At 60.3% G+C, this 23,721-nt stretch carries 25 protein-coding genes; 17 read left to right on the forward strand and 8 right to left on the reverse strand.

What is annotated here, in order from left to right; genetic code table 11:
- Positions 1-146 precede the first annotated feature (146 nt).
- The 12 genes from tsf (at position 147) to lpxB (ending at position 12,347) form a co-directional block, all read left to right on the forward strand.
- Positions 147-1,073 (forward strand): translation elongation factor Ts, encoded by a 927-nt coding sequence (tsf, locus tag GH983_RS08255; RefSeq protein WP_054148018.1) that lies wholly within the window; start codon positions 147-149, stop codon positions 1,071-1,073.
- A gap of 95 nt (positions 1,074-1,168) precedes the next feature.
- Positions 1,169-1,891 (forward strand): UMP kinase, encoded by a 723-nt coding sequence (pyrH, locus tag GH983_RS08260; protein ID WP_054148019.1) that lies wholly within the window; start codon positions 1,169-1,171, stop codon positions 1,889-1,891.
- A gap of 59 nt (positions 1,892-1,950) precedes the next feature.
- Positions 1,951-2,511, forward strand: a complete 561-nt coding sequence (frr, locus tag GH983_RS08265) for a ribosome recycling factor (RefSeq protein WP_069043818.1) — start codon at positions 1,951-1,953, stop codon at positions 2,509-2,511.
- 50 nt (positions 2,512-2,561) lie between these two features.
- Positions 2,562-3,305 (forward strand): isoprenyl transferase, encoded by a 744-nt coding sequence (locus tag GH983_RS08270; RefSeq protein WP_054148020.1) that lies wholly within the window; start codon positions 2,562-2,564, stop codon positions 3,303-3,305.
- An 8-nt stretch (positions 3,306-3,313) separates the two neighbouring features.
- Positions 3,314-4,147, forward strand: a complete 834-nt coding sequence (locus tag GH983_RS08275) for a phosphatidate cytidylyltransferase (protein WP_069041449.1) — start codon at positions 3,314-3,316, stop codon at positions 4,145-4,147.
- 65 nt (positions 4,148-4,212) lie between these two features.
- Positions 4,213-5,346 carry an RIP metalloprotease RseP gene (gene rseP, locus GH983_RS08280; protein WP_153762128.1) on the forward strand — a complete coding sequence of 378 codons (1,134 nt, stop codon included), beginning with the start codon at positions 4,213-4,215 and terminating at the stop codon, positions 5,344-5,346.
- A gap of 193 nt (positions 5,347-5,539) precedes the next feature.
- Positions 5,540-7,894, forward strand: coding sequence for an outer membrane protein assembly factor BamA (bamA, locus tag GH983_RS08285; RefSeq protein WP_069041447.1), 2,355 nt, complete (start codon positions 5,540-5,542; stop codon positions 7,892-7,894).
- A gap of 50 nt (positions 7,895-7,944) precedes the next feature.
- Positions 7,945-9,009, forward strand: a complete 1,065-nt coding sequence (gene lpxD, locus GH983_RS08290) for a UDP-3-O-(3-hydroxymyristoyl)glucosamine N-acyltransferase (protein ID WP_153762129.1) — start codon at positions 7,945-7,947, stop codon at positions 9,007-9,009.
- Positions 9,002-9,469, forward strand: coding sequence for a 3-hydroxyacyl-ACP dehydratase FabZ (gene fabZ, locus GH983_RS08295; protein ID WP_006728455.1), 468 nt, complete (start codon positions 9,002-9,004; stop codon positions 9,467-9,469). The genes lpxD and fabZ overlap by 8 nt, the downstream gene beginning before the upstream one ends.
- Positions 9,466-10,281 carry an acyl-ACP--UDP-N-acetylglucosamine O-acyltransferase gene (gene lpxA, locus GH983_RS08300; protein WP_153762130.1) on the forward strand — a complete coding sequence of 272 codons (816 nt, stop codon included), beginning with the start codon at positions 9,466-9,468 and terminating at the stop codon, positions 10,279-10,281. The genes fabZ and lpxA overlap by 4 nt, the downstream gene beginning before the upstream one ends.
- A 3-nt stretch (positions 10,282-10,284) precedes the next feature.
- The gene (locus tag GH983_RS08305) at positions 10,285-11,166 is read left to right on the forward strand and encodes an LpxI family protein (protein WP_153762131.1); all 882 of its coding nucleotides are present in this window, start codon (positions 10,285-10,287) and stop codon (positions 11,164-11,166) included.
- A 5-nt stretch (positions 11,167-11,171) separates the two neighbouring features.
- Entirely contained in the window at positions 11,172-12,347 is a 1,176-nt protein-coding gene (gene lpxB / locus GH983_RS08310; protein WP_153762132.1) for a lipid-A-disaccharide synthase, read from the forward strand.
- 1 nt (position 12,348) lies between these two features.
- Here the strand turns inward: lpxB and GH983_RS08315 are convergent, their stop codons facing one another.
- Together GH983_RS08315 and GH983_RS08320 are read right to left on the reverse strand one after the other, a co-directional pair.
- Complete coding sequence (locus GH983_RS08315) at positions 12,349-13,539, reverse strand: GTP-binding protein (protein ID WP_153762133.1); 1,191 nt, start codon at positions 13,537-13,539, stop codon at positions 12,349-12,351.
- A 92-nt stretch (positions 13,540-13,631) separates the two neighbouring features.
- The gene (locus GH983_RS08320) at positions 13,632-14,678 is read right to left on the reverse strand and encodes a zinc ABC transporter substrate-binding protein (RefSeq protein WP_054148131.1); all 1,047 of its coding nucleotides are present in this window, start codon (positions 14,676-14,678) and stop codon (positions 13,632-13,634) included.
- Between the two features lie 121 nt (positions 14,679-14,799).
- Here GH983_RS08320 and znuC point away from each other — a divergent pair, with 121 nt between their 5' ends.
- The 3 genes from znuC to GH983_RS08335 are packed head-to-tail and all read left to right on the forward strand — an operon-like array spanning position 14,800 to position 16,949.
- Positions 14,800-15,732 carry a zinc ABC transporter ATP-binding protein ZnuC gene (znuC, locus tag GH983_RS08325; RefSeq protein ID WP_054148028.1) on the forward strand — a complete coding sequence of 311 codons (933 nt, stop codon included), beginning with the start codon at positions 14,800-14,802 and terminating at the stop codon, positions 15,730-15,732.
- Positions 15,725-16,540 carry a zinc ABC transporter permease subunit ZnuB gene (gene znuB, locus GH983_RS08330; protein WP_054148029.1) on the forward strand — a complete coding sequence of 272 codons (816 nt, stop codon included), beginning with the start codon at positions 15,725-15,727 and terminating at the stop codon, positions 16,538-16,540. Before znuC ends, znuB begins: the two co-directional genes overlap by 8 nt.
- A gap of 1 nt (position 16,541) precedes the next feature.
- On the forward strand, positions 16,542-16,949 hold the full coding sequence (locus GH983_RS08335; protein WP_054148030.1) for a Fur family transcriptional regulator: 408 nt from the start codon (positions 16,542-16,544) through the stop codon (positions 16,947-16,949).
- Between the two features lie 10 nt (positions 16,950-16,959).
- Here GH983_RS08335 and GH983_RS08340 read toward each other — a convergent pair whose 3' ends face one another.
- From GH983_RS08340 to GH983_RS08365, 6 genes are all read right to left on the reverse strand, one after another.
- Positions 16,960-17,487 carry a gamma carbonic anhydrase family protein gene (locus GH983_RS08340; RefSeq protein ID WP_153762135.1) on the reverse strand — a complete coding sequence of 176 codons (528 nt, stop codon included), beginning with the start codon at positions 17,485-17,487 and terminating at the stop codon, positions 16,960-16,962.
- Positions 17,488-17,503: 16 nt separating this feature from the next.
- Entirely contained in the window at positions 17,504-17,776 is a 273-nt protein-coding gene (locus GH983_RS08345; RefSeq protein WP_054148032.1) for a hypothetical protein, read from the reverse strand.
- A 48-nt stretch (positions 17,777-17,824) separates the two neighbouring features.
- Complete coding sequence (locus tag GH983_RS08350) at positions 17,825-19,282, reverse strand: D-alanyl-D-alanine carboxypeptidase (RefSeq protein WP_054148132.1); 1,458 nt, start codon at positions 19,280-19,282, stop codon at positions 17,825-17,827.
- A 98-nt stretch (positions 19,283-19,380) separates the two neighbouring features.
- Positions 19,381-20,175 (reverse strand): hypothetical protein, encoded by a 795-nt coding sequence (locus tag GH983_RS08355; RefSeq protein ID WP_153762136.1) that lies wholly within the window; start codon positions 20,173-20,175, stop codon positions 19,381-19,383.
- A gap of 207 nt (positions 20,176-20,382) precedes the next feature.
- A complete protein-coding gene (locus tag GH983_RS08360) occupies positions 20,383-20,991 on the reverse strand; it encodes a transglutaminase-like cysteine peptidase (protein ID WP_054148034.1) in 609 nt (202 codons plus the stop codon).
- Positions 20,992-21,475: 484 nt separating this feature from the next.
- Entirely contained in the window at positions 21,476-22,087 is a 612-nt protein-coding gene (locus GH983_RS08365) for a PilZ domain-containing protein (protein ID WP_054148035.1), read from the reverse strand.
- A gap of 313 nt (positions 22,088-22,400) precedes the next feature.
- Between GH983_RS08365 and GH983_RS08370 the strand changes: the two genes are divergently transcribed.
- Both GH983_RS08370 and GH983_RS08375 read left to right on the forward strand, forming a co-directional pair.
- Positions 22,401-23,177, forward strand: coding sequence for a rhomboid family intramembrane serine protease (locus GH983_RS08370; RefSeq protein ID WP_082347555.1), 777 nt, complete (start codon positions 22,401-22,403; stop codon positions 23,175-23,177).
- Between the two features lie 102 nt (positions 23,178-23,279).
- Entirely contained in the window at positions 23,280-23,714 is a 435-nt protein-coding gene (locus GH983_RS08375) for a CBS domain-containing protein (RefSeq protein ID WP_054148036.1), read from the forward strand.
- The last annotated feature ends 7 nt before the right edge of the window (positions 23,715-23,721 follow it).

Consider the following 23,721-nt stretch of genomic DNA (forward strand, 5'->3'; position numbering starts at 1 on the left):
AGAGGGCGTCGAAGACGGCCGATTGTTTCCGTGGTGACCTGCTTCATCACGTTGTCATACATCCGGGTACATTTCGTCCCCAACATAGCGGTCCTCCGTTCGCCCAAAGCCACGGAACGTCCGCCTGAACAGACAAGAGGCACACAATGGCTGAAATCACTGCAGCACTGGTAAAAGAACTGCGCGAAAAGTCCGGCGCAGGCATGATGGATTGCAAGAAGGCTCTGACCGAAAACAACGGTGACATCGAAGCCGCCATCGACTGGCTGCGCGCCAAGGGTATCGCCAAGGCCGACAAGAAGTCGGGCCGCACGGCTGCTGAAGGCCTGATCGGCATCAACGGCGCCGGTACCTCGGCCGTCGTTGTTGAAGTCAACTCCGAAACCGACTTCGTTGCCCGCAACGACGCCTTCCAGGACCTCGTCCGCGGTGTGGCTTCGGTTGCCATCGGCACCGACGGTTCCGTCGAGGCGATCGGCGCTGCCACCTATCCGGCCAGCGGCAAGACCGTCACCGACACCATCAAGGACGCAATCGCCCATATCGGCGAGAACATGACGCTGCGCCGCGCCGTCAAGCTCTCCGTCGAAGACGGTGTTGTCGCGACCTATATCCACAATGCCGCCTCTGAAGGCCTCGGCAAGCTCGGCGTTCTCGTCGCGCTCAAGTCGACCGGCAACAAGGACGTGCTGGCTGCCATCGGCCGCCAGGTCGCCATGCACATCGCTGCGACCAACCCGCTCGCGATCCGTTCGGAAGAAGTTGATGCCGCTGTTGCCGAGCGCGAGCGCAACGTCTTCATCGAGCAGTCCCGCGCTTCGGGCAAGCCGGACGCCATCATCGAAAAGATGGTTGAAGGCCGCATGCGCAAGTTCTTCGAGGAAGTCGCCCTTCTCTCGCAGGCTTTCGTCATCAATCCTGAACTGACCGTTGGCGACGCGATCAAGGCTGCCGAGAAGGATGCTGGCGCGCCGATCGAAGTGACCGGCATGGCCCGCCTTCTCCTCGGTGAAGGCATCGAGAAGGAAGAGAGCGACTTCGCCGCTGAAGTCGCTGCCGTCGCCAAGGGCTGATTTCAGTTACCCTTCTTCGAGGGAAAACATCGGGCATCGCGTGACAACGCGGTGCCCTTCGTGTATCCGGCACAGAATTGATCTCGGGAGCATTCATGTCAGCCAAGCCATTGTTCAAGCGCGTCCTCCTCAAGGCTTCGGGCGAAGCCCTCATGGGTAGCCAGGGATTCGGGATCGATGTGGCAGTGGCCGACCGGATCGCCGGAGACATCGCCGAAGCCCGCCGCATGGGCGTGGAAGTCGGCGTCGTTGTCGGGGGTGGCAACATCTTCCGTGGCGTGGCCGTCGCGTCGAAGGGTGGCGATCGCGTCACCGGCGACCACATGGGCATGCTGGCAACGGTGATCAATGCGCTTGCTCTCGCCACGTCGCTCCGCAAGCTCGACATCGACACCGTGGTTCTCTCGGCCATCGCCATGCCCGAGATCTGCGAAAGCTTCTCGCAGCGCGCAGCTCTGCATCATCTGGCTCAGGGCAGGGTGGTGATCTTCGCCGGTGGTACCGGCAACCCGTTCTTCACCACCGATTCTGCCGCTGCCCTGCGTGCAGCCGAAATTGGCGCACAGGCCATATTCAAGGGCACCCAGGTCGACGGCATCTACTCGGCCGACCCTAAGAAGGACCCCGCCGCAACCCGCTTCGACAGCCTGACCCATGATGAGGTCCTGCAGAAGGGCCTTGCCGTCATGGACGTCGCCGCCGTTGCACTCGCACGCGAAAACCATATTCCGATCATCGTCTTCTCGATCCACGAGAAGGGTGGTTTCGGCGAAATTCTGTCCGGCGCTGGCCGTATGACGATCGTTACCGACAACTGATTTCACATGAATGGCGGCGATCTGAAGCCGCCGACTGACAGAGCAATGGGAGAACCATGATGACCGCAGGGGTTGATCTCAACGACATCAAGCGCCGCATGGACGGCGCGATCAACGCTTTCAAGAACGACATCGCATCGCTGCGCACCGGCCGGGCCTCCGCCAACGTACTGGATCCGGTCGTAGTCGAAGCCTATGGTTCGCGCGTGCCGCTGAACCAGGTCGCCAACGTGACGGTGCCGGAGCCGCGCATGCTCGGTGTTTCGATCTGGGACAAGTCCATGGTCGGCGCTGTGGACCGTGCGATCCGCGAAGCCAATCTCGGCCTCAATCCGATCGTGGATGGCCAGAACCTGCGTATTCCGCTGCCTGAACTCAACGAAGAGCGCCGCAAGTCGCTGGTCAAGGTGGCACACGACTACGCCGAAAAGGCCAAGGTCGCTATCCGCCACGTCCGTCGCGACGGTATGGACGGCCTGAAGAAGGCCGAAAAAGACGGCACGATTGGTCAGGATGACAGCCGCAGCCAGTCGGAGCGGGTGCAGAAGATGACCGACGAGACGATTGTCGATGTCGACCGCTTGCTCGCGGAGAAGGAAAAGGAAATCATGCAGGTTTAAGGCAGAGTCGTTTCGCTCGAGCACTCTTAACGCCGCCTGGATCCTCGCCAATGTCGACAGTTCAACATCGCATCGTTCCGCAGCATGTTGCGATCATCATGGATGGCAATGGTCGCTGGGCAAACGCCCGGGGCCTGCCCCGGACGTTTGGCCATCGCAAGGGTGTTGAGACTGTCCGCGAGACCGTGAAGGCTGCCGGCGAGGCAGGTGTTGGTTTTCTGACGCTTTTTGCATTCTCCTCGGAGAACTGGCGTCGTCCAGAGGCTGAGATCAACGAACTGTTCGGTCTGCTCAAGGCATTCATTCGCCGCGATCTCGCCGATCTGCATCGGGCCGGCATCCGTATCCGGATCATTGGCGATCGCGTCAACCTGCGTGACGATATCCGTTCGCTGCTCGTGGAAGCCGAAGAGACCACGACCAATAACACCCGCATGACGCTCGTGATCGCCTTCAATTATGGGTCACGTGACGAAATTGCGCGCGCCGCCGCGCGTCTGGCTGCCGACGTGCAGGCGGGCCGGCTTGAACCGTCGCAGATCGACGCAGGCAAACTCAACGACTGCCTGGATACTGCGGGCATCCCCGATCCCGATCTGGTGATCCGCACCAGCGGAGAGGAACGTCTGTCGAATTTCCTCCTGTGGCAGGCGGCCTATGCCGAATTGATGTTCGTGCCGGACTTCTGGCCGGACTTCACGCCGGCACTGTTTGATTCCGTGCTCGAGCGATATGCTGCCCGCGACCGTCGCTTCGGCGGCCTCTCGGCCAAAGCCGTGGCCGTCGGCTCATGACGCTTACGATGTCGCGAGAACTTCAGCTCAGAATCGTTTCCGCCATCGTCATGATCGCGGTGGTTCTCGCGGCAACCTGGTTTGGCGGACTTTCCTTCAAGCTGGTGGCTGCCGGCATTGGCCTGTTGATCTATTACGAATGGTCGACGATCACGCGGCTCGCGGAAAGCAATATCCGGGCGAATGCCTTCGGTTGGTTCTCGATGGCGGTGATCAGCCTCAACATGTTGTTTGGGCAGGCGGAATTTACCGTGCCGCTCTTTGCAGGCCTGGTGGTCACGGCGGCAATCCCGGCCTTTCTGCGCCGTGTGAACTGGTGGCAGCCGGGCGGACTGTTTTACGCGGGGCTGAGCACCATCTCGCTGTCGGCTATCCGCGGCGAAGATTCGCTCGGTTTCGTTGCGATGCTTTTCGTCTTCATCGTCGTATGGTCGACCGACATCCTTGCCTATTTTGTCGGACGGGCGATCGGCGGACCGAAGCTTGCGCCGAAGATCTCCCCCGGCAAGACGTGGTCTGGGGCAATCGGGGGCACGGTGGCCGGCGTCATCGGCGGCGTTCTGATCGCGATGGCACATTTCCAGGATGTCGGGCTTTGGGTTGCGGTCGTCGCCTTCGCCTTGTCGGTCGCGAGCCAGATTGGTGATCTCTTCGAATCATTCATCAAGCGCCGGTTCGGCGTGAAGGATTCGAGCCGCCTCATACCGGGGCATGGTGGGGTCATGGACCGAGTCGATGGCCTTGTATTTGCCTGTTTTGCCGCGTTCTTCTTGGCGATCGGCAGTTCTGCCGGCGGTGTCGGCACCGTCGTCTCGATGGGCGCCTTCCTCTTCGGTCTCTGACGCGGATGGCTGGCATCAGGTGACGGGTATAAATTCTCGCTGAAGCGAGTGCAGGAAACGGACAGATGGATCACATCAGCGCAGTCTTCGGCTTTCTCGGCGGATACATCCTGCCTTACATTCTCATTCTGTCACTGCTCGTCTTCATTCATGAGATGGGTCACTATCTGGCCGGGCGCTGGTCGGGAATACGCATTCTGGCGTTTTCCGTCGGGTTCGGTCCTGAGCTCGTAGGCTATACCGACAAGCACGGGACACGCTGGAAACTTTCCGCGGTTCCCTTGGGCGGTTACGTGCGGTTCTACGGGGATGCGGATGCTGCGAGCCGTCCGGACGGCTCCTTCGCAGAAGAGTTGACCGAGGAAGAGCGTGCCCAGACCCTAAACGGCGCCAAGCTCTGGAAGCGCGCCGTCACCGTCGCCGCGGGCCCTCTTGCAAACTTCCTGCTGGCCATTGTCATTTTCGCCGGCATGTTCGCCACCATGGGCAAGCCCGTATCGGATCCTGTCGTCGCCGACATCAAGGCCGGCAGTGCTGCGGAAGAGGCTGGCATCCAGCGCGGCGACGTCCTGCTTGCGCTTGACGGCCGCATGATCGAGACTTTCGACGATGTCGTCCGCTATATCACCATGCGCCCGGAGATCCCGGTGGAAGTGACGGTGAGGCGCGAGGGCCAGGAGATCGATTTCGCCCTGACCCCCAAGCGTGCCGTCACCAGCGATCGATTCGGCAATGAAATGGAAGTCGGCCAGATCGGTATCATCACCGACCAGCAGGCCGGCAATTTCCGGATCGTGGAGCTGTCCCCGCTTGAGGCCGTCTGGGAAGGCGTGCGCCAGACCGGGCACATCGTCACCGGGACCTTCGACTATATCGGCAACATGATTGCCGGCCGCATGAATGCCGATCAGCTCGGCGGCCCGGTTCGCGTCGTTCAGGCCTCTGGTCAGATGGCGACGCTCGGCGTTATCGCTCTGTTAAATCTGGCCGCGGTTCTTTCCGTTTCGCTGGGGCTTTTGAACTTGTTCCCAGTTCCAGTCCTTGACGGCGGCCATCTCGTTCTCTACGCGATTGAGGCAGTGCGGGGGAAGCCGATGGGGCAGGGTGCACAGGAAATCGCGTTCCGGATCGGTATGGCGATGATCTTGTCTTTGATGGTCTTCGCCACTTGGAATGATATCAGCCGGTTGATTGGCTAGGCGGGAGCACGCAGGTCGCGAAAGGATTTGTTTACGCTGTTTCAAATTGATAGTGGCGATTGGGCCACGCGTTGAAATGAAGTAAACAGAAATTAACGCACGCACTTGCTTGTAGGGTAAAACCCGTTAAAACCACACACGGGCCGGAGTCGGGTGCCGACTACGGGGCAATGGAAGAAGGTAAAGTATACACATGAAGGCTGGTTCAAAGTTTTTGAACGCAGTATCGGCGGTCGCGCTGTCTGCTGGTGTCGTGTCTTCGGGCGCAGGTATTGCCGTTCTTGCATCGGCAATTGCTGCCGAAGCCGCAGTGGTTCAGCGTATCGACGTACGCGGAGCTCAGCGTGTTGGGCCTGAGGCTGTGCGCTCCAACCTTTCGATCCAGCCGGGTCGGACTTTCTCCAATGCCGACATCGATGAATCGGTCAAGCGCCTCTACGCGACCGGTTTCTTCTCCGATGTCCAGATCTCCGTTTCCGGCGGGACGCTGGTGGTGACGGTTGCTGAAAACCAGCTGATCAATCAGGTGGTCTTCAACGGCAACCGCAAGATCAAGGACGACAAGCTCCAGGGCATCGTTCAGACGCAGGGCCAGGGTCCTTACAGCGACAGCCTGATCAGCGCCGACATCCAGCGTATCCGCGAAGCCTATTCCGCCATCGGTCGTTCCGATGTCGAGGTGACGACGCAGGTCGTTCCGGTTGCTGAAGGTCGCGTAAACCTCGCCTTCGTCATCAACGAAGGTGAGCGCACCAAGATCAGCTCGATCAACTTCGTTGGCAACAACGCCTATTCCGACGGCCGTCTGGCCGCCGTCCTGCAGACCAAGGAATCGGGCATCCTGTCCTTCCTGACCCGCAAGGACGTCTACAACGAGGACAAGCTGCGCGCGGACGAAGAAGCGCTGCGCCAGTTCTACTACAACCACGGTTACGCCGACTTCCGCGTGATCTCGTCTGAAGCCGTCCTCAACGAGACCGGTAACGAATACACGATCAATATCACTGTTGACGAAGGTCAGCGCTACCGCTTCGGCGCCGTATCGGTCGAATCGACCGTTGATGGCATCGATGGTGCGGAGCTTGAGGGTCTTCTCGAGACCCGCGAGGGTCAGACCTACAGCGCCCGTGAGATCCAGAAGTCGATGGAAGCCATCTCCCGCCGCGTGTCGTCGGCCGGCTACCCCTTCGCTCGCGTCGTTCCGCGCGGTGACCGCAACTTCGAAACAAACACCATCGGCGTGACCTATCTGGTCGACCAGGGTGAGCGCGCTTACGTCGAGCGCATCGAAGTGCGTGGCAACACTCGTACTCGTGACTACGTCATCCGCCGCGAATTCGATATCTCCGAAGGCGACGCCTTCAACCAGGAGACCATCTCGCGCGCCAAGCGTCGCCTGGAAGCCCTTGGCTTCTTCTCTTCGGTCAACATCACGACCCAGGCTGGCAGCTCGCAGGACCGCGTTGTCGTGATTGTTGACGTGCAGGATCAGCCGACCGGTTCGTTCGGTATCGGTGCAGGCTACTCCGTCGGTGACGGTGGCCTGGTTCTCGAAGCCTCGGTTGAAGAAAAGAACTTCCTCGGCCGTGGTCAGTTCATCCGCGTTGCCGCCGGTGGTGGCTTCGACGAGACGCAGACCTACAACTTCTCCTTCACCGAGCCTTACTTCCTCGGTTATCGTCTGGCTGCCGGCTTTGACGTGTTCAAGAGCTCGACCAGCGCGAACTCCTACTATGATTACGAAGAGCAGGGCGGTACCGTTCGCGTCACTGCGCCGATCACCGAAGATCTGGCGACGACGCTGCGCTACACCTACAAGGAACTCGACTATATCAATGACGGTGCATTTGGGCCGGACGGCCTTGCTACCGGCACTGATAATCGTGTGGCAGCCCCCTACATCGATGCGATCACGGGCAGCACGTGGAAGCAGTCGATCCTCGGTCACTCGATCGTCTACAACACCGTTGACGACCGTCAGAACCCGCACGAAGGCATCTATGCGAGCTTTACGCATGAATATGCCGGTCTCGGTGGTGACTCCGAATACTACAAGGCTTTTGTCCGCGCTCGCGCCTTCTACACGCTGTCCGACGAGTTCGACATCGTCGGATCGCTCGCTGGTTCGGCCGGCCATGTCGTTGCCCTCGGTGACAACCTGAACGTCTTCGATCAGTTCAAGATCGGCGGCAAGGAAATCCGGGGCTTCGACAACAGCGGTATCGGCCCGCGCATCAATGGCGACTCGATCGGCGGCACGACCTACTTCACCGCCTCGGCTGAAGCGACGTTCCCGCTTCCGCTCGTGCCCCAGGACCTCGGTTTCCGTGGTGCGGTCTTCGCAGATGCCGGTACGCTCTACGGCAGCGATCTGCGCAACCAGCCGGGCGTCGTCGGTACCGACATGTCGCTCCGTGCGTCGGTTGGTGCAGGCGTGATCTGGAACTCGCCGTTCGGTGCGCTTCGTGTCGACTACGCGGTTCCGGTCGCCAAGGAAGACTTCGACGATACCCAGGAATTCCGTTTCAGCATGGCGAACCAGTTCTAAGACTGGCTGTCCAGAACTGCTGACAGGTTGACGTTCTGGAGCGTTTGCTGATGGACCATAATCATTTCTTTCCGCCCCATGCCGGGGTGACCCTGGCTGCGCTTGCAGCCCAGACGGGGGCGGAATTGCAGGACGAGAGCCAGGGCGGACGGATCGTAAGGTCCGTATCGCCGGTCTCAAGAGCGAAGGAAGGGGATGTCTGCTACATCCTTTCCCGCCGCAACAAGGAAGAACTGGTGACCTGCCAGGCGGCTGCAATCTTCTGCGAAAAGCCGCTTCTCTCCCTTATTCCACCCCATATTCCCGTTCTTCTCGCCAAGAGCGCTCAGACCGCTTTCGCTCTTGCAGGCGCAATCCTGCATCCGACGGCCTTAAAGCCCATCAGGATGACGACGGAGCCGGCTCGGATCTCACCGGCAGCCTATGTCGATCCGACAGCGAAGCTCGAAGATGGTGTCGAAGTCGAGGCCATGGCCGTGATCGGCGCTGATGTCGAAATCGGCAGTGGTACGCGGATCGGCCCGGGTACGGTGATCGGTCCGGGTGTTCGGATCGGTCGCGACTGCGTGATTGCAGGTGGTGCGACAATCCAGGTCGCTCTCGTCGGCAACAATGTCATCATTCATAACGGTGCCCGCATCGGACAGGACGGTTTCGGCTACGCACCGGGTCCTCGCGGCATGCTGAAGATCGTCCAGATCGGTCGCGTGATCATCCAGGACCATGTCGAGATCGGCGCCAACACCACGATCGATCGCGGCACGATGGACGACACCGTGATCGGTGAGGGAACGAAGATCGACAACCTCGTCCAGATCGGCCACAACGTTCGCATCGGCCGCCATTGCGGTATCGTCAGTCAGGTGGGCATTGCCGGCAGCACTGTCATTGGCGATGGCGTGATGATTGGCGGTGCTGCCGGCATCAACGGCCATATCAAGATCGGCGATGGTGCTCAGATTGCCGCCATGAGCGGCGTTCTGGCCGAGGTGCCGCCCGGTGAGAAATACGGCGGCGTTCCAGCCCGCCCGTTGAAGGATTATCTGCGCGAGGTGGCCGATACGCTCAGCCGCTACGACAGCCGCGCCAAGGAAAAAGGAACCAGCAATGACTGAACTCGCGAAGAGCGAATTGGGTTCGGCTGATATCCTCGAGATCATGAAGCTTCTGCCCCACCGCTATCCCTTCCTGCTGGTGGACAAGATCATCGAGATTGACGGCGACAATTCCGCCATTGGCATCAAGAATGTCACGGCGAATGAACCGCATTTCACCGGACATTTCCCGGAAAGCCCGATCATGCCGGGCGTCCTTCTGATCGAAGGCATGGCCCAGACCGCCGGCGCCATCTGTGCTCGGCTTCAGGGCGAGGGCGGAAATCTCGTCTATTTCATGACGATCGATAACGCGCGGTTCCGCAAGCCGGTCGTTCCTGGCGACCGCGTTGAATTCCATGTCGTCAAGCAGAAGCAGCGCGGCAATATCTGGAAGTTCCATTGCGACGCCAAGGTCGACGGAGCTCTGGTCGCCGAGGCCGACATTGGTGCCATGATCATGCGCAAGGATCAGAAATGAGCCAGATTGCCGCAAGCGCCGTCATCCATCCGATGGCCGTGGTCGAAGACGGCGCGGTGATCGGCGAGAATGTCCGGATCGGTCCGTTTTGCCGGGTGGGGTCGCGCGTGACGCTGAAAGACGGCGTCGAGCTCGTTTCGAACGCTGTTGTCACCGGTCTGACCGAAATCGGCGCCGGCACCAAGATCCACCCGATGGCCGTGATCGGCGGTGTCTCGCAAAGTCTGCACGAGGCGGGCGAAGATTCCACGCTGGTCGTCGGTGAAAACTGCACCATGCGTGAAGGTGTGACAATGAACTGCGGCACGGTCGGCGGTGGCGGTATCACCCGCGTCGGCGACAACTGCCTGTTCTTGGCCAATTCGCATGTCGCCCATGACTGCATTCTCGGCAATGACATCATCCTGTCGAACAACGTCATGCTGGCCGGCCATGTTCACGTCGGTGACAAAGCCATTCTCAGCGGTGGCTGCGCCGTGCACCAGTTCACTCGTATCGGCCGTCAGGCATTCATCGGTGGTCTGTCCGCCGTTGCCTACGATGTCATTCCCTATGGCATGCTGAACGGCAATCCCGGCATTCTCGGCGGCCTGAATGTGGTCGGCATGTCCCGCGCCGGTATCGAGCGCTCGGTGATCCACCAGGTTCGTCGCGCCTTCAAACAGATCTTCGAAAGCGAAGGATCGGCCCGTACCAATGCGGCCGCCATTCGCGACGAGTATCTGGATTGCGCTCCGGTGATCGAAATCCTCGACTTCATCGCTGCCGAAAGCGATCGGGCACTGTCCTCGCCCAATCGCGGCAAGAACTGAGTGATGACGGCGGCCGCTCAACCGGACGGCCTGCCAAGGACCGGTCGTCTGGCCATTATTGCCGGTAGTGGAAAGCTGCCGCTTTTTCTTGCCGAAGCAGCACGGGCAGCCGGCGAAGATCCTTTCGTTCTCAGGCTGAAGAACGAGGCCGACGATATCTGGCAGGGCTTTGAAAACGCCGTCATCGGCGTCGGCGACATGGCCGGCCTATCAGCGCTGTTTCGCCAGCACGACATTCGCCGGGTCGTCATGTCGGGTGCGGTCAAGCGCCGACCGGCTTTCGGCGAAATCCGCGTCAATCTGAAATCACTGCTGAAATTGCCGAGGGCGCTGAAAACGCTGTTGGCCGGGGGAGACGATGCGGTGCTGCGCATGGTCATCTCGCTGATCGAGGCACAGGGTTGCGAAGTGTTGGGTGCCCACGAGATCCTGCCGGGATTGCTGGCGACGGTCGGACCGCTTGGTGCCGTATCCCCCGATACCGATGACGAGCGTGACATTGAAAAGGCGGCAGAGGCCGCCGAAGCCCTGGGCCGGCTGGATGTAGGGCAGGGTGCTGTTGCCGTCGGCGGCCGCATCGTGGCGCTGGAGGGCGTCGAGGGCACCGACGCAATGCTCTCACGTGTCCAGGGTCTGCGCGCAGAGGGGCGAATTTCCAGGCGCCGCAAGGGCGTTCTGGTCAAACTCTGCAAGCCGCAGCAGGATCTGCGGGCCGATCTGCCGACCATCGGCGTCTCGACCGTCGAGAATGCCAAGGCGGCTGGGCTTGCCGGCATAGCCGTTGAAGCCGGCCGCGCGCTGGTCGTCGAGCGTGAGGCGATGATTGCGGCGGCAGATGCTGCCGGTCTGTTCGTCGTCGGTCTGGATCGTTCGCGCAAGGAGTAGGCAATATGTCGGACAAACCTTTGAAGATTGCCGTCATCGCCGGTGAGGTCTCCGGCGATCTCCTGGGTGCAGATCTGGTTGCGTATCTGAAGACGTTGCATTCAGGGCCGGTCGAACTCGTCGGCGTCGGCGGTGAGGCGCTTGAGGCTCAAGGATTGAAGTCGCTCTTCGACTTCTCCGAACTCTCGATCATGGGCATTACCCCGGTGCTGTCGAAGCTGCCCCGGCTGATCAAGCTGATCTCCTGGACAGCCGATGCGATTGTTGCGGCCAAGCCGGACTTGCTCCTGATCGTCGACAGTCCCGATTTCACCCATCGCGTGGCCAGGAAGGTTCGGCAGAAGCTGCCGGATCTGCCGGTCGTGAACTATGTCTGCCCCAGTGTCTGGGCGTGGAAGGAATATCGCGCCAAGGCCATGCTCGCCTATGTCGATGCGGTTCTCGCCGTTCTGCCCTTCGAGCCAGCGGTGATGCAGCGTCTCGGCGGTCCGGAGACCCATTTCGTCGGTCATCGGCTCGCAAGCAATGCCGACATTCTGAGGATACGGGAAGCACGCAAGGCGAGGGAAGTGAGAGCTGCGGGCGACAAGCGGACCATCCTTCTCTTGCCCGGTTCGCGCGGTGGCGAAATCACGCAGCTTCTGCCGGTATTTGGTGAAGCCATGCAGGAATTCGTCGCCCGCAACGGCGAAACGCGGTTCGTGCTCCCCACCGTGCCGCGCCAGGAAGCACGCGTGCGGGAAATCACGAAGAGCTGGGCATTGAGACCAGAGATCGTGCTCGGTGACGAGGCGAAGTGGCGCGCCTTCGAAGAGGCGGATGCCGCGATCGCCGCATCCGGCACCGTGATCCTGGAACTGGCATTGGCGCATGTGCCTGTCGTCTCGACCTACAAGGGCGACTGGATCATTCGCATGCTCAGCCACCGTATCAAGATCTGGACCGGTGCGTTGCCGAACCTGATCGCCGACTACGCGGTCATTCCGGAATACTTCAACGATGTCTTGCGCCCTGCAAGCCTCGTCCGTTGGGCGGAACGGCTGTCGGCGGACACGCCGCAGCGCGCCTCGATGCTCGCGGGCTATGACGACGTCTGGCAAAGGCTGCAGACGGAAAGGCCGGCCGGTCAAGCCGGCGCGGCCGTGGTTCTGTCTGTGCTTCAAAAGCGCGGCAGGCTCTGACTCAAGCCCATCGCGCAAAGGGATCGGCAAGGCTTTCCCAGGCAGAAGGCGTGAAGCTCTTTTCCGCCACCAGGCACGCATCGAGCTCGGCTTCGATCCTGCGCTGATCCATGGGATCGGCGCCGATGAAGACGAGTTCCTGTCGCCGGTCGCCCCATTCCTTGTCCAGATAGGGTGCCATCGCGTCGAGGAAGCCAGGATCGTCCGGCCAACGTGACTTCGGCACTGATGCCCACCAGAGCCCCATTTTCGTCGTGCGGACGAGCGGTCCTGCCTGGCTCATTTCGCCGACGTGATGCGGTCGGGTAGCGAGCCAGAAGAAGCCCTTGGCGCGAATGACGCCCGGCCAGGGACGATCGAGAAAGGCCCGGAGGCGTGTCGGATCGAATGGCGCTCGTGCCCGGTAGACAAAAGAGCGGATGCCGTACTCCTCGGTTTCCGGAACATGATCGCGAAAGCCATGCAGTTCCTGGAACCACAGCGGATGCGTCTCCGCCTTGGCGAGATCAAACAGCCCGGTTCCGAGGATGTCCTTTGCCGCCACCTCGGCGAAATCGGTTTCGATCACCCGCGCATCGGCATTGAGACCTGCAATGATCTTGCGTGCCGCGTCGAGCTGATCCGGGGTCGCTGTGCCGACCTTGTTGAGGATGATGACATCGGCGAATTCGATCTGCTCGACAAGCAGATCGACCAGCGTCCGGTTGTCGTTTTCACCAGCCGTCTCGCCACGATCGGCAAGGAAGTCGCTGGAGGAATAGTCTCCGATCAGATTGGCGGCATCGACGACGGTCACCATTGTGTCGAGCTGTGCGATATCCGAGAGACTGCGGCCTTCCTCATCGCGGAAATCGAAGGTGGTGGCGATCGGCAAGGGCTCTGCAATGCCCGTCGCCTCGATCAGCAGATAGTCGAAGCGACCCTGCTCGGCGAGGCCGCGAACTTCGTTCAACAGGTCATCACGCAGCGTGCAACAGATGCAGCCATTGCTCATTTCGACCAGTTGTTCCTGCGTGCGTGACAGGGATGCATCACCGCCGCGCACGAGTGCCGCGTCGATGTTGACCTCGCTCATGTCGTTGACGATGACGGCAACGCGCAACCCGTCGCGGTTCGCGAGTACGTGATTGAGCAGCGTCGTCTTTCCGGCGCCGAGAAACCCGGAGAGAACAGTGACAGGTAGCTTTTTCATGAGGCTCCTATTTAATGTAATAACATAACAGATGTGAATCTGAAAAAGGCGGAACCGAAGTCCCGCCTTTGTCGCCCGGGGGAGGGATGGGTTTACTGAGACAAGCAAGTGCTGATCGACGTCGCCAGATTGCGCATCAGCTGGCCGTACAGGGCAGGCCCCGCTTCCAGCGCACCACCTTCGGGATCGAGAACGCCGGACTTGGCTTCGGTTCCCTCCGTCACGACGCCGATCAGCTTGGGTTCAAACTGCGGCTCGGCGAAGACGCAGGCCGCTCCGAGCTCCTCGATCTTGGCGTGGATGGTGGACAGGCGTTCTGCACCCGGCATGGTCTCCGGGCTCACCGTCACCGAACCGGCCACGCGCACACCGTAGTGCTTCTCAAAATACTGATAGGCGTCGTGGAAGACGATGAAGGGCTTCTCGAGTACCGGCTTCAGCTGGGCGGCGATCTCCGTGTCGAGAGCGTCGATCTCGGCACTGACGGCCGTCAGATTGGCCTCGTAGGTCGCCTTGTTCGACGGGTCGACGTCTACAAGGCTCTTGGTGATCTCCGTGGCCATGGCTTTGGCGTTTGTCGGATCGAGCCAGAGATGCATGTCCATGCCGCCATGCGCGTGGTCGTCGTGCTCATGTTCGTGACCAGCCTCGGCGGCTTCCTGTTCGTGTCCGTGATCATGCCCGTGACCGTGGTCATGATCATGGCCGGCCTCGGCGGCGGTTTCCTCATGGCCATGGTCATCATGCCCGTGGGCATGGCCTTCTTCCTCATTCGCGTCATGGTCATGGCCCTCGAATGCCCCGCCTTCACGGAACGGAAGCTTGGTGATGCCGGGCGCATCTTCCAGTTCGACGACCTTGGCATTCTTTGGCAGCGCCTCGAGCGGCTTTTCAAGGAAGGCCTCAAGTCCGGGGCCAACCCAGAAGACCAAGTCTGCGTTTTCGAGTGCACGCGCATTGGAAGGTTTCAGCGAATAGGTATGCGGCGAAGCCGCACCCTCGACGATCAGCGACGGTTCACCGACACCCTTCATGATCGAGGCAACAAGCGAATGCACAGGCTTGATCGAGACGACGACATCCGGCGCTGCCGAGGCGAGCGTCGGAGACAGAAAGAGAAACGCCGTCGAGGCAGCCAGTCCGAGGCGATAGCGGGTCATGCACAGCTCCTGAGGATGGTTATGTAATAATATTACCCAAGTTGCGTTATGCTATAACGTGTGGCATAGGGGGAGGCAATATCAAAATCTTGAGATCTCCATGAATGCGATGAAATCACGGGAGGCCGCACCGCTGGTGTCCCTCACCGGCGCCGGTGTCTACCGAAACGGACGCTGGCTGGTCCGCGGGGTCGACTTTTCCGTCCGTCCCGGCGAGATCGTGACCCTGATCGGCCCGAATGGATCGGGTAAGTCGACGAGCGCCAAGATGGCGATCGGCGTGATCAAGGCAGACGAGGGCAGGGTGGAGCGCAAAGCGGGTCTCCGCGTCGGATACGTGCCGCAGCGCCTGAGCGTTGACTGGACCATGCCGCTCACGGTTCGCCGTCTGATGACGCTGACCTCCCCCCTTTCGAATACGGAGGTAGAAGAGGCTCTCGAGGCTGTGGGCATCGCCCACCTCGCGGGTGCCGAGGTGCAGCACCTCTCTGGCGGCGAGTTTCAGCGTGCTCTGCTGGCGCGTGCCATGGCCCGCAAGCCCGATATCCTTGTTCTCGACGAGCCCGTCCAAGGTGTCGATTTCTCCGGCGAGATCGCGCTCTATGATCTGATTACTTCCATCCGCAACTCGACGGGTTGCGGCATCCTGCTGATCTCGCATGACCTGCATGTCGTCATGGCTGAAACCGATACGGTCATCTGTCTCAACGGCCATGTCTGCTGCCGCGGGACGCCGGCGGCCGTCAGCCAGAGCCCGGAATATATGCAGCTCTTCGGTGCCAAGGCAGCACGGACGCTCGCCGTCTATAGCCACGACCATGACCATACCCATCTGCCGGACGGGCGCGTGCTCCATGCCGATGGCAGCGTCACCGACCACTGCCACCCGGATGATGGCCATCACGACCATCACGACCACCATGGCCACGATCACGATCATCACGGGCATGATCACCATCATGATGGCCATGATCATCACGATGGGCCGCCTGCCGTGGCGGCGGTGAAGGACCGGGAGCACGGCCATGCTTGATGATTTCTTCGTGCGCGCCATCCTCGCCGGCATCGGCCTCGCCCTGACGACGGGTCCACTCGGCTGCTTTGTGATCTGGCGGCGCATGGCCTATTTCGGCGACACCATGGCTCACTCCGCTCTGCTCGGCGTGGCTCTCTCGCTGTTTTTCTCGCTCAATTTGATGGTCAGCGTCTTCGTCGTTGCCTCGATGGTGTCGCTGATCCTGATCGTCCTGCAGAAGCGTCAGGGACTGTCGGCCGATGCCCTGCTCGGCATCCTAAGTCATGCAACGCTTGCCATCGGCCTCGTGATGGTGGCCTTCATGACCTGGGTGCGCTTCGACCTCATCGCCTTCCTGTTCGGTGACATTCTCGCGGTCACGCCGACCGATGTCGCCATCGTCTGGATCGGCGGCCTGTTTGTCGTCTGCGTCATTGCCTGGCTTTGGCGGCCGCTGCTTGCCGGCACCGTTAATGCAGAATTGGCCGAGGCCGAGGGCATGCAGCCCGAACGTGCCCGACTGATCTTCATGTTGCTGATGGCGCTCGTCATTGCGATTGCCATGAAGATCGTCGGCATTCTGCTGATTACATCCCTGCTGATCATTCCGGCCGCCGCCGCACGGCGTTTCGCCTCGACACCGGAAATCATGGCGGTCCTCGCTTCGCTGATCGGTGCCATTGCTGTTGTCATGGGGCTCTTCGGCTCACTGACCTACGACACGCCGTCGGGACCGTCGATCGTCGTTGCAGCACTTCTTCTCTTCCTCGTCAGCCTTCTGCCGCGTCCTGGCAGCAAGGCTCGCGACCTCAGCACGAGGGCATGACATGACCAAGACCGATCTCACCCGCAATCAGTCGCTCGTCTTCGATGCGCTCATGCAGTCCGACGGGCCGCTTTCGGCCTATACCTTGCTCGACAAGTTGCGCGAACACGGCTTTCGCGCGCCCCTGCAGGTCTATCGCGCGCTCGACAAGCTGGTCGAGTTCGGCATGGTCCATCGCCTCGAAAGCCTGAACGCCTTTGTCGCCTGCGCCCATCCGCATGAGGGCTGCACGGGCCATGGCACCGTCGCCTTCATGATCTGCAACAAGTGCGGTCATGTGACGGAATTCCACGACCACGAGATCGATCACCGCCTGGAAACGATCACCCGTGGGCGCAGCTTCAAGCCTGAAAAGACGACGATTGAAATCAGAGGGTTTTGTGCTGAGTGCACGGAGATCGCGGCCTAGGTAGGCGCTGTCAGAGCGGATGCAGATCCCGTGCAAAGCGGCGCCAGTTGCGCACGTAGTTTTCGGCTGACAGCCGAAGTCCCGCAATAGTAGCGGCGTCGAGCTCTCTGATCGCCCGTGCTGGGGAGCCGACAATCAGTGAATTGTCCGGGAAGCTCTTGCCCTCGGTAATCAGGGCGTTCGCGCCAACGAGGCAGTTATCGCCGATGCGCGCTCCATTGAGGACAGTTGCTCCCATGCCGACAAGCGAATTGTTGCCGATGGTGCAGCCGTGAATGATGGCGTGGTGGCCAATGGTGCAGCCTTCGCCAATCGTGACACCCTTGCCGGGGTCGGTATGCACCATGACACCATCCTGGATATTGGTGCCTGCACCGATGACGATGGGATCATTGTCGCCGCGCAGGACCGCGCCGAACCAGATGCCGACATCTTCTCCCAGGCAAACGTCGCCGATCACCTGGGCATCGGGTGCCAGCCAGAACCGGTCAGCTGCGGGAAGGACGGGAGCCTTGTCCCCGAGGCGATAGAGCGGCATCTGAGGTGCCTTCCCGTCAACGCAGTCGCAGAATGACGGGGAACCGGCCGGACTGTGCCGAGACATGCAGATGGATGTTGGCCTCCGGCTGCGAATAGCGCCAGGCGCGCGCGCCGTGGCTGAGTAGCAAACCGATCAGATCCTTGGTCTTTGAGCGCTTTTCGCGCAAGCCGAGATCGGCCAGACGATAAGCAGCCTCGTGGAGAGGATGCAGGACGCTGCTCGCGGACGCGAGGCCGCCATTGTCCTGATCCTCGACCAAGCCGTAGTGGAAGTCTTTCGATGCCATTTCATGATCCTCGTAAACAATACAAATCGAGGGTTTTGGGCGATCGTCTTACTGGGCGGCGGCCCAGCAACCGATTCCCTTCTTCTTGAGCGCCTTGCAGGCGTTGACTGCATCCTTCTGTTCGTCAAAGCCACCAAAGCGTGCCCGGAAGATCTGCTTCGAGCCGTCGCCGTAAGCGACTGTGAAGGGGGTGGCGGAACGCAATACCTTTCCGCCTTTCGCCTGCGCGTCACGCAGGAGATCCATGGCCAGTTCCTGATCCGGCGACGTGCCGATCTGCACGACCCAACCGCCGGACGGAGCAGTCGATGCGGTAGTCATGGCGTCGACGTCGGGCGGCGTGGTGGCAGCCGTTGCGACCGACTGCGCCGCGGTTGCCGGTGCAGCTGCCGCACCCTCATTGGGCAGATAGGCCGGGGCAGGCTGCGGTACAGGGACGGGGGGCGCCGACGCCGACGGTGCGGCAGGCATGGTGTTCAGAGCAGCACTTGCCGCATTGCCGGCCGGCGCCGCAGCATAGGCCTGGGCAACACCGGTGTAGCGTACGTCAGGCATGGGGCCGGTCTGCGGCAGTTGCGGCAGGCCACCGGCCGCCCGAGCAGCGGACCCTGAAGGCGCAACCGAGGTGTTGTTCTTGGCGATCAGGTTGCTGCCGCCACGGGTGCTTGTGGCGGCCGGCAGATAACGCTGAACCAGGCTGGTCATCTGCGCATTGCGCCGTGCACCGGATGTTGCACCCAGCACAACTGCGACGATGGAGCGACCACCGAGTTCAGCCGAAGTCGCGAGATTGTAGCCGGCGGCCCGGGTGAAACCGGTTTTGATGCCGTCGACGCCGCGGACCTGGCCCAGCAGTCGGTTGTGGTTTCCGATCGTCTGCTTGCCGAACTTGAAGCTGCGGGTGGAGAAGTAGCCGTAATACTGCGGAAAGTGCTGGCGCAGCGCGACGCTGAGCCGGGCCTGATCGCGAGCAGTGGTCATCTGAGCCGTGTTCGGCAGGCCATGGGCGTTGCGGTAGGTTGTCTTCGTCATGCCGAGGCTCCGGGCCTTGGCGGTCATCATCTGGGCGAAACGCTGCTCGGAACCACCGAGATATTCTGCAAGGGCGGTCGCAACGTCATTGGCCGAACGCGTAACGAGCGAGAGAATCGCCTGCTCGACGGTGACGCTGCGGCCGGTGCCCACGCCGAGCTTTGACGGCGGCTCCTTGGCGGCATTGGCAGAGAACGGAACTTTGCTGTTCAGCGAAACACGGCCCGCCTCCAGCGCCTCAAAGACCATATAGAGAGTCATCATCTTGGTCAGCGAAGCCGGATAGCGCAGGCTGTCGGCATTCTCGCTATAGAGAACCTTGCCCGTCTTGGCGTCGATGACGATGCCGGCATATTTTGGATTTGCCTGGGCAGTGCTGACGGCAGCGACCGTCGCCACGAAGACCGCAAACGCCGCGAGGAAAAGCCGACGCACTGCGGCTGCGAAGTTGGAGCTTCCGAAAACTTTATGCACCACGATACTCTTTGAATCTCACCATTGACGACCGGACGCTCTTCCCCCAATCGCGACCATCTCCCGTGGACCCTACGGAATTAGCCTTACCAAGAGGTTTATGATGAACGGTCGGTTGACGCTTTGGATTGATTTTTAAGCGTCGTGGTTGCGGTTGCGGGGCCCGAACGCCCCGCAACATAGGCCCGAACCGCCGCGTCTATTGATTGCCAATCGTCGAGCATTCGGCTTGAGAATCGATAGAGAACCGTAAGATCCTCTCCAACATGGATGTCGCGCTGGCAATCGCTGCTGGTGGCTTTCTCGGCGACTGAAGGAAGGAGGCAGCGGATCGCATAGGCGGTTCCGTCGGGAGCCGTGGCTGTCAGCAAGCTTTCTCCCTCGTAACCCGTTCCCGCCCTGAAGACGTGGCTCTGCAGTCCGGCGGGCCCCTCGCTGGTCTGTGGCTCGAGGAGGCTCCTGTAGATCGGCTCGACGCGTCCGGACATGTCTCTCGACATCGTGCTTTGCGAGATCTGCAGGAAGACAAGAGACTGTGATAGCGCAAGGTCGTCGAAACGGCGTCGTTCTTTGGCTGAATAGCCGGTCATCTCGGGCCAGAGCAGATACAGGTCTATCCGTTCGGCCAGGCCGCTGCGGCGCTGATGCTCGAAGCGGATGGCGTTTGCGGGAAAGGCGAGCCGATCTCGGCCAATCGTGATGTTGACGATCTCGGTGCTTTCGCTGTGGCCTGCGAGCGAGAGCCGCGCACCGTAAGCACTGCCAAACCAGCTGATGGCAATCGAGGCTGCCGCCAAGGCCAAGATGGTGATTGTCGCGATGACCAGAAAGCGCGTCGAAATGAGCGGTGAACGCTCTTCATCCGCCTGCAGACCGTTATCGTCGCCTCGCATCTCGCCCTGATCCTCTCGGTGCGGCCTTCTTGGAGTGCGCCCGCGAGATCAGACTTCGGTGAACGTGGTTAAATTCTGGTTAAGGTCGGGTGTCGGCGATGGGGGTAAAAAGAGAGCCGGTCCCGGTTGGACGGGACCGGCTCATTGGCTCCGGTCGGGGGACGGGTAGGCGGGGACAGACCGGGCCAGAAGGCGGCGGCAACGTGATTATTGCGATACGCTGCCGACGAAGCTCGCGCGACCATCCTGGAGCTTGACCCAGCGGGCTGGATGGCTCGAAGACTGGCGCTTCAGATAGGTGTATTCGGTCTCGGACCACAGCAGCACCTTGTTGCGCATGTTGTCGAGAATGAAGTCGCCGTGGTCGGTCCGGACGGTCAGTACGGCATGACCTTCGCCATTCGGCTGCAGGACCACGGTCATCAGAAGGTCGGCGGGGTCGAGGCCGCGATCAACCAGCATCTTGCGCTTGAGGAGTGCAAAGTCTTCGCAGTCGCCGACGCTGCGGGGGTAGGTCCAGCGTTCTTCGACACCATAGATCTCGAGATCGGTTAGCGGCGTGACCGAGCTGTTGACGGTGTAATTGACGTCAAGGATGGTTTTCCAGAGCTGCTCTGTCAGCATCATCGGTCCGCTATCCGTCTGGCTGCCCGAGCATTCGCCCTGATAGGTCTGACAGAATTCGTAATGCCCGATCGGCGGATTGGCTTTGCCGACGACCTGCATGTTGGCCGGCATGGCCGACACTTGAAAGGCCAGTGCGCCAGCGATGGCGGCGGCCAGAGTTCCAATACCCAGATTTTTCTTTGTTGTCATTGGTTGTCTCCCGGTAATGGAGATAGCAATGACAGAGATATTTTGATGGCCCGCGAATATTAGTGGTAAGATATAAGCTTAAATCTATGAAAAAGAGAATCTATATTGAGAGTTATTCGAATTATATTTGAATAGAATTCATGACAAGTTTGATGAAAATTTGATCGGTATTCTACCTTTTGATGTGGCTTGGGCCGTTGCGAAGGTAAAAAAGCTAGAAAATACAGTGAGCTAATTGGGGGGTGTCATTTCAGGTCGGAGGTTGCGATCCTGGATTCTGGGCCGACGAGTGTGGCGTTGCTGACGGTTCCGGATGTCGAAACTTGGTTCGATCATCCACCTTGAGCGCCGTCTCAAGGCCATTTTCGAGCCTGAATTTTTTGAAAAAAAACTGTGCCGGTCTGAGACGATTTTCGTCTCGCGATAGAAAAAGGCGCCTTGCGGGGTCCGCAGGCGCCTTGTCGGGGGAGGAATTCTTAGCCCCTCAGAGGAATTCCGTGAGTGCTTCCTTGGACTGCAGTGTCAGGAACTCGACGGCGACGCCTTCCATGAAATGGCGAACCACCCGTCCGCGCATGTTGCCGAGGCGAACGGCCGAGCCGATCGGCGGACGAATGTCGATATCGACGGCCGCACCCGAAAGGGACAGGTCCATGAGGCGGCACGGATAGGTCTTGCCGTCTTCGAGCGTGAGTTCTGTTCTCGTCTGGCGCGGCGTCAAACGATCGTGACGACGGTCTTCCGGCAGTCCAAGCTCATGTTTATTGGCGATCCAGGTCAGCTGGGCCGCAAGCTTTTCACGCTTTCGAACGGTGGCGTTGATGGAGATGACGAAACCGTCATCGGTCAACTTGATCACGGTGCCTTCGATGCGCCCGAGATGATCGATATATGCGATCACACGTTCGCCCGGACGCGGCATGCCGGCACACGCGAAGCGCACGTCGCCTGGCGACATGTCGATAACCTTGCAGACATACTCCTCATAGCTGGCAAGCATGAGACGACCCTGCAGGCTGACGGCGACGCGCTGAAAGGCGCGTTGCTGTCCCGGCGAAGCGATCGTGTTCGTATGGCTTGCCTGCGTTGAGTACATCTCGGAGATTCTGTCTGTTTCTCTATGGCTCGACATTAGGGCGCGAGCCGTTAATATAGTGTTTGCTTTTGGGTACGCTTTTTCCAGACGGAACGATATCGCCGCAGGATTAAGGTTAAGGAAGGCTTTCGGTTGTGGCCCTCGCTTGCTCATGGCATGAAGGTTCTACCAAACGCGAAGGGCTTCCTTCGGCACCAACTCCAGTCGGCGCGACGATCCGCCTAGCGCCAGCAAGGCCACTCGGTTTCCGGGCGGCCTTTTTTTTATCCGCGGCCTGCATTACCTGATGGTTTCGCAACAGAAGGAATTGCAGATGCAGGATGAGACAGGATCTCGAGGCGAGGAGCGCCGGGATAACGACGGCCTTGTGCCCGAGATCGGCGCGCGATCCGAAGAGAACCCGCCCATCTTCAACCTGCCGACCGGCATCCTTGTGGCGCTTGCCCTGATCTGCGGCATCTATGCGATCCAGCAATTCCTGCTGTCGCCGGCACTCAATCAGTGGGTCGCCGTCGAATTCGGTTTTTCGCCAATCCGCTATCTCTATCCGCTCGATGAACAGTCGCTGGCGTGGCTTTGGACGCCGGTGAGTTATTCTTTGCTGCACGGCAGCTTCGAGCATCTCGCCTTCAACAGTCTTTGGCTTGCCGCATTCGGGACACCCGTTTGTCGCCGCATCGGTGAGGTCAGATTTCTCCTGTTCTGGGTGGTGTCATCAGTGGCTGCCGCCGCATTGCATGCATTCGTCAACTGGGGAGAGCCATCCTTGATGGTCGGCGCGTCCGGGGTGATTTCTGCTCTGATGGGTGCCGCCTGCCGATTCGCTTTCGGCGAACGGCAGCGCAGCCTGGCTCGATTGTCCGGATGGCAGCCTCCCTTGCTGTCGGTGGGGCAGGCCCTGGCTGACCGTACCGTCCGCGTCTTCATCATCGTCTGGTTTCTCGGCAATATTGCCATCGCCTTTGGCGTTCCGATGCTCGGGGGTGGTTCCGCGTCGATTGCTTGGGATGCACATATCGGCGGCTTCCTGCTCGGCTTCTTCGGATTTGCAGCCTTCGATCCCTACACGGGCCGTCACACAAGGGCGTGATGCCGGACTTATTGCATTCTCCTTGAATAAAGGGCACCCTTCGTCCTGGCGGTCCAAGGAGGATTGGGCCGCCGCGCGAGTGTTCTATGCGAGGAGGAACTCATGCCTGCATCAGCCAGAAGCATACTCGAACAGAAGGGCCGCGATGTCATCACCATCAGCCCGAGCATCAGCTTGGGCGAGGCGGCCCGGGTGCTGGAAGAACACAAGATCGGTGCCGTCGTCGTCGTCGGCATGGAAAGCCGCATCGTCGGCATCTTCACCGAACGTGACGTGGTTCGTGCGATCGGGACAGGCGGTAAAGATGCCTTCGACCAGCCGGTCTCGGCCTTCATGACCGCAAATGTCTATCGTTGCCGCGAAGAGACCGGCGTCAACGAATTGATGGAGATGATGTCCAGCCGGCGTTTCCGCCACGTGCCCGTCGAGGATAACGGCAAGCTTTCAGGCATCATTTCGATCGGTGACGTGGTGAAGTCGCGAATCCGCGAGATCGAGCAGGAAGCCGAACACATCAAGGCATATATCGCCGGCTGATTCTCAG

Origin of the sequence: Agrobacterium sp. MA01 (genome assembly GCF_009650195.1) — a bacterium.
In the GTDB taxonomy this organism is placed as follows: domain Bacteria; phylum Pseudomonadota; class Alphaproteobacteria; order Rhizobiales; family Rhizobiaceae; genus Allorhizobium.

Bases quoted from the DNA above. Each gene is read 5' to 3' on its own strand.
- GH983_RS08365 (WP_054148035.1), bottom strand. From the start codon at position 22,087: ATGTACTCAACGCAGGCAAGCCATACGAACACGATCGCTTCGCCGGGA.
- GH983_RS08360 (WP_054148034.1), bottom strand. From the start codon at position 20,991: ATGACAACAAAGAAAAATCTGGGTATTGGAACTCTGGCCGCCGCCATC.
- GH983_RS08305 (WP_153762131.1), top strand. From the start codon at position 10,285: ATGACGGCGGCCGCTCAACCGGACGGCCTGCCAAGGACCGGTCGTCTG.
- rseP (WP_153762128.1), top strand. From the start codon at position 4,213: ATGGATCACATCAGCGCAGTCTTCGGCTTTCTCGGCGGATACATCCTG.
- GH983_RS08340 (WP_153762135.1), bottom strand. From the start codon at position 17,487: ATGCCGCTCTATCGCCTCGGGGACAAGGCTCCCGTCCTTCCCGCAGCT.
- GH983_RS08335 (WP_054148030.1), top strand. From the start codon at position 16,542: ATGACCAAGACCGATCTCACCCGCAATCAGTCGCTCGTCTTCGATGCG.
- GH983_RS08270 (WP_054148020.1), top strand. From the start codon at position 2,562: ATGTCGACAGTTCAACATCGCATCGTTCCGCAGCATGTTGCGATCATC.
- pyrH (WP_054148019.1), top strand. From the start codon at position 1,169: ATGTCAGCCAAGCCATTGTTCAAGCGCGTCCTCCTCAAGGCTTCGGGC.
- bamA (WP_069041447.1), top strand. From the start codon at position 5,540: ATGAAGGCTGGTTCAAAGTTTTTGAACGCAGTATCGGCGGTCGCGCTG.
- GH983_RS08315 (WP_153762133.1), bottom strand. From the start codon at position 13,539: ATGAAAAAGCTACCTGTCACTGTTCTCTCCGGGTTTCTCGGCGCCGGA.
- lpxB (WP_153762132.1), top strand. From the start codon at position 11,172: ATGTCGGACAAACCTTTGAAGATTGCCGTCATCGCCGGTGAGGTCTCC.
- GH983_RS08375 (WP_054148036.1), top strand. From the start codon at position 23,280: ATGCCTGCATCAGCCAGAAGCATACTCGAACAGAAGGGCCGCGATGTC.
- GH983_RS08355 (WP_153762136.1), bottom strand. From the start codon at position 20,175: ATGCGAGGCGACGATAACGGTCTGCAGGCGGATGAAGAGCGTTCACCG.
- lpxA (WP_153762130.1), top strand. From the start codon at position 9,466: ATGAGCCAGATTGCCGCAAGCGCCGTCATCCATCCGATGGCCGTGGTC.
- lpxD (WP_153762129.1), top strand. From the start codon at position 7,945: ATGGACCATAATCATTTCTTTCCGCCCCATGCCGGGGTGACCCTGGCT.
- fabZ (WP_006728455.1), top strand. From the start codon at position 9,002: ATGACTGAACTCGCGAAGAGCGAATTGGGTTCGGCTGATATCCTCGAG.
- tsf (WP_054148018.1), top strand. From the start codon at position 147: ATGGCTGAAATCACTGCAGCACTGGTAAAAGAACTGCGCGAAAAGTCC.
- GH983_RS08345 (WP_054148032.1), bottom strand. From the start codon at position 17,776: ATGGCATCGAAAGACTTCCACTACGGCTTGGTCGAGGATCAGGACAAT.
- GH983_RS08370 (WP_082347555.1), top strand. From the start codon at position 22,401: ATGCAGGATGAGACAGGATCTCGAGGCGAGGAGCGCCGGGATAACGAC.
- znuC (WP_054148028.1), top strand. From the start codon at position 14,800: ATGAATGCGATGAAATCACGGGAGGCCGCACCGCTGGTGTCCCTCACC.
- GH983_RS08275 (WP_069041449.1), top strand. From the start codon at position 3,314: ATGTCGCGAGAACTTCAGCTCAGAATCGTTTCCGCCATCGTCATGATC.
- frr (WP_069043818.1), top strand. From the start codon at position 1,951: ATGACCGCAGGGGTTGATCTCAACGACATCAAGCGCCGCATGGACGGC.
- znuB (WP_054148029.1), top strand. From the start codon at position 15,725: ATGCTTGATGATTTCTTCGTGCGCGCCATCCTCGCCGGCATCGGCCTC.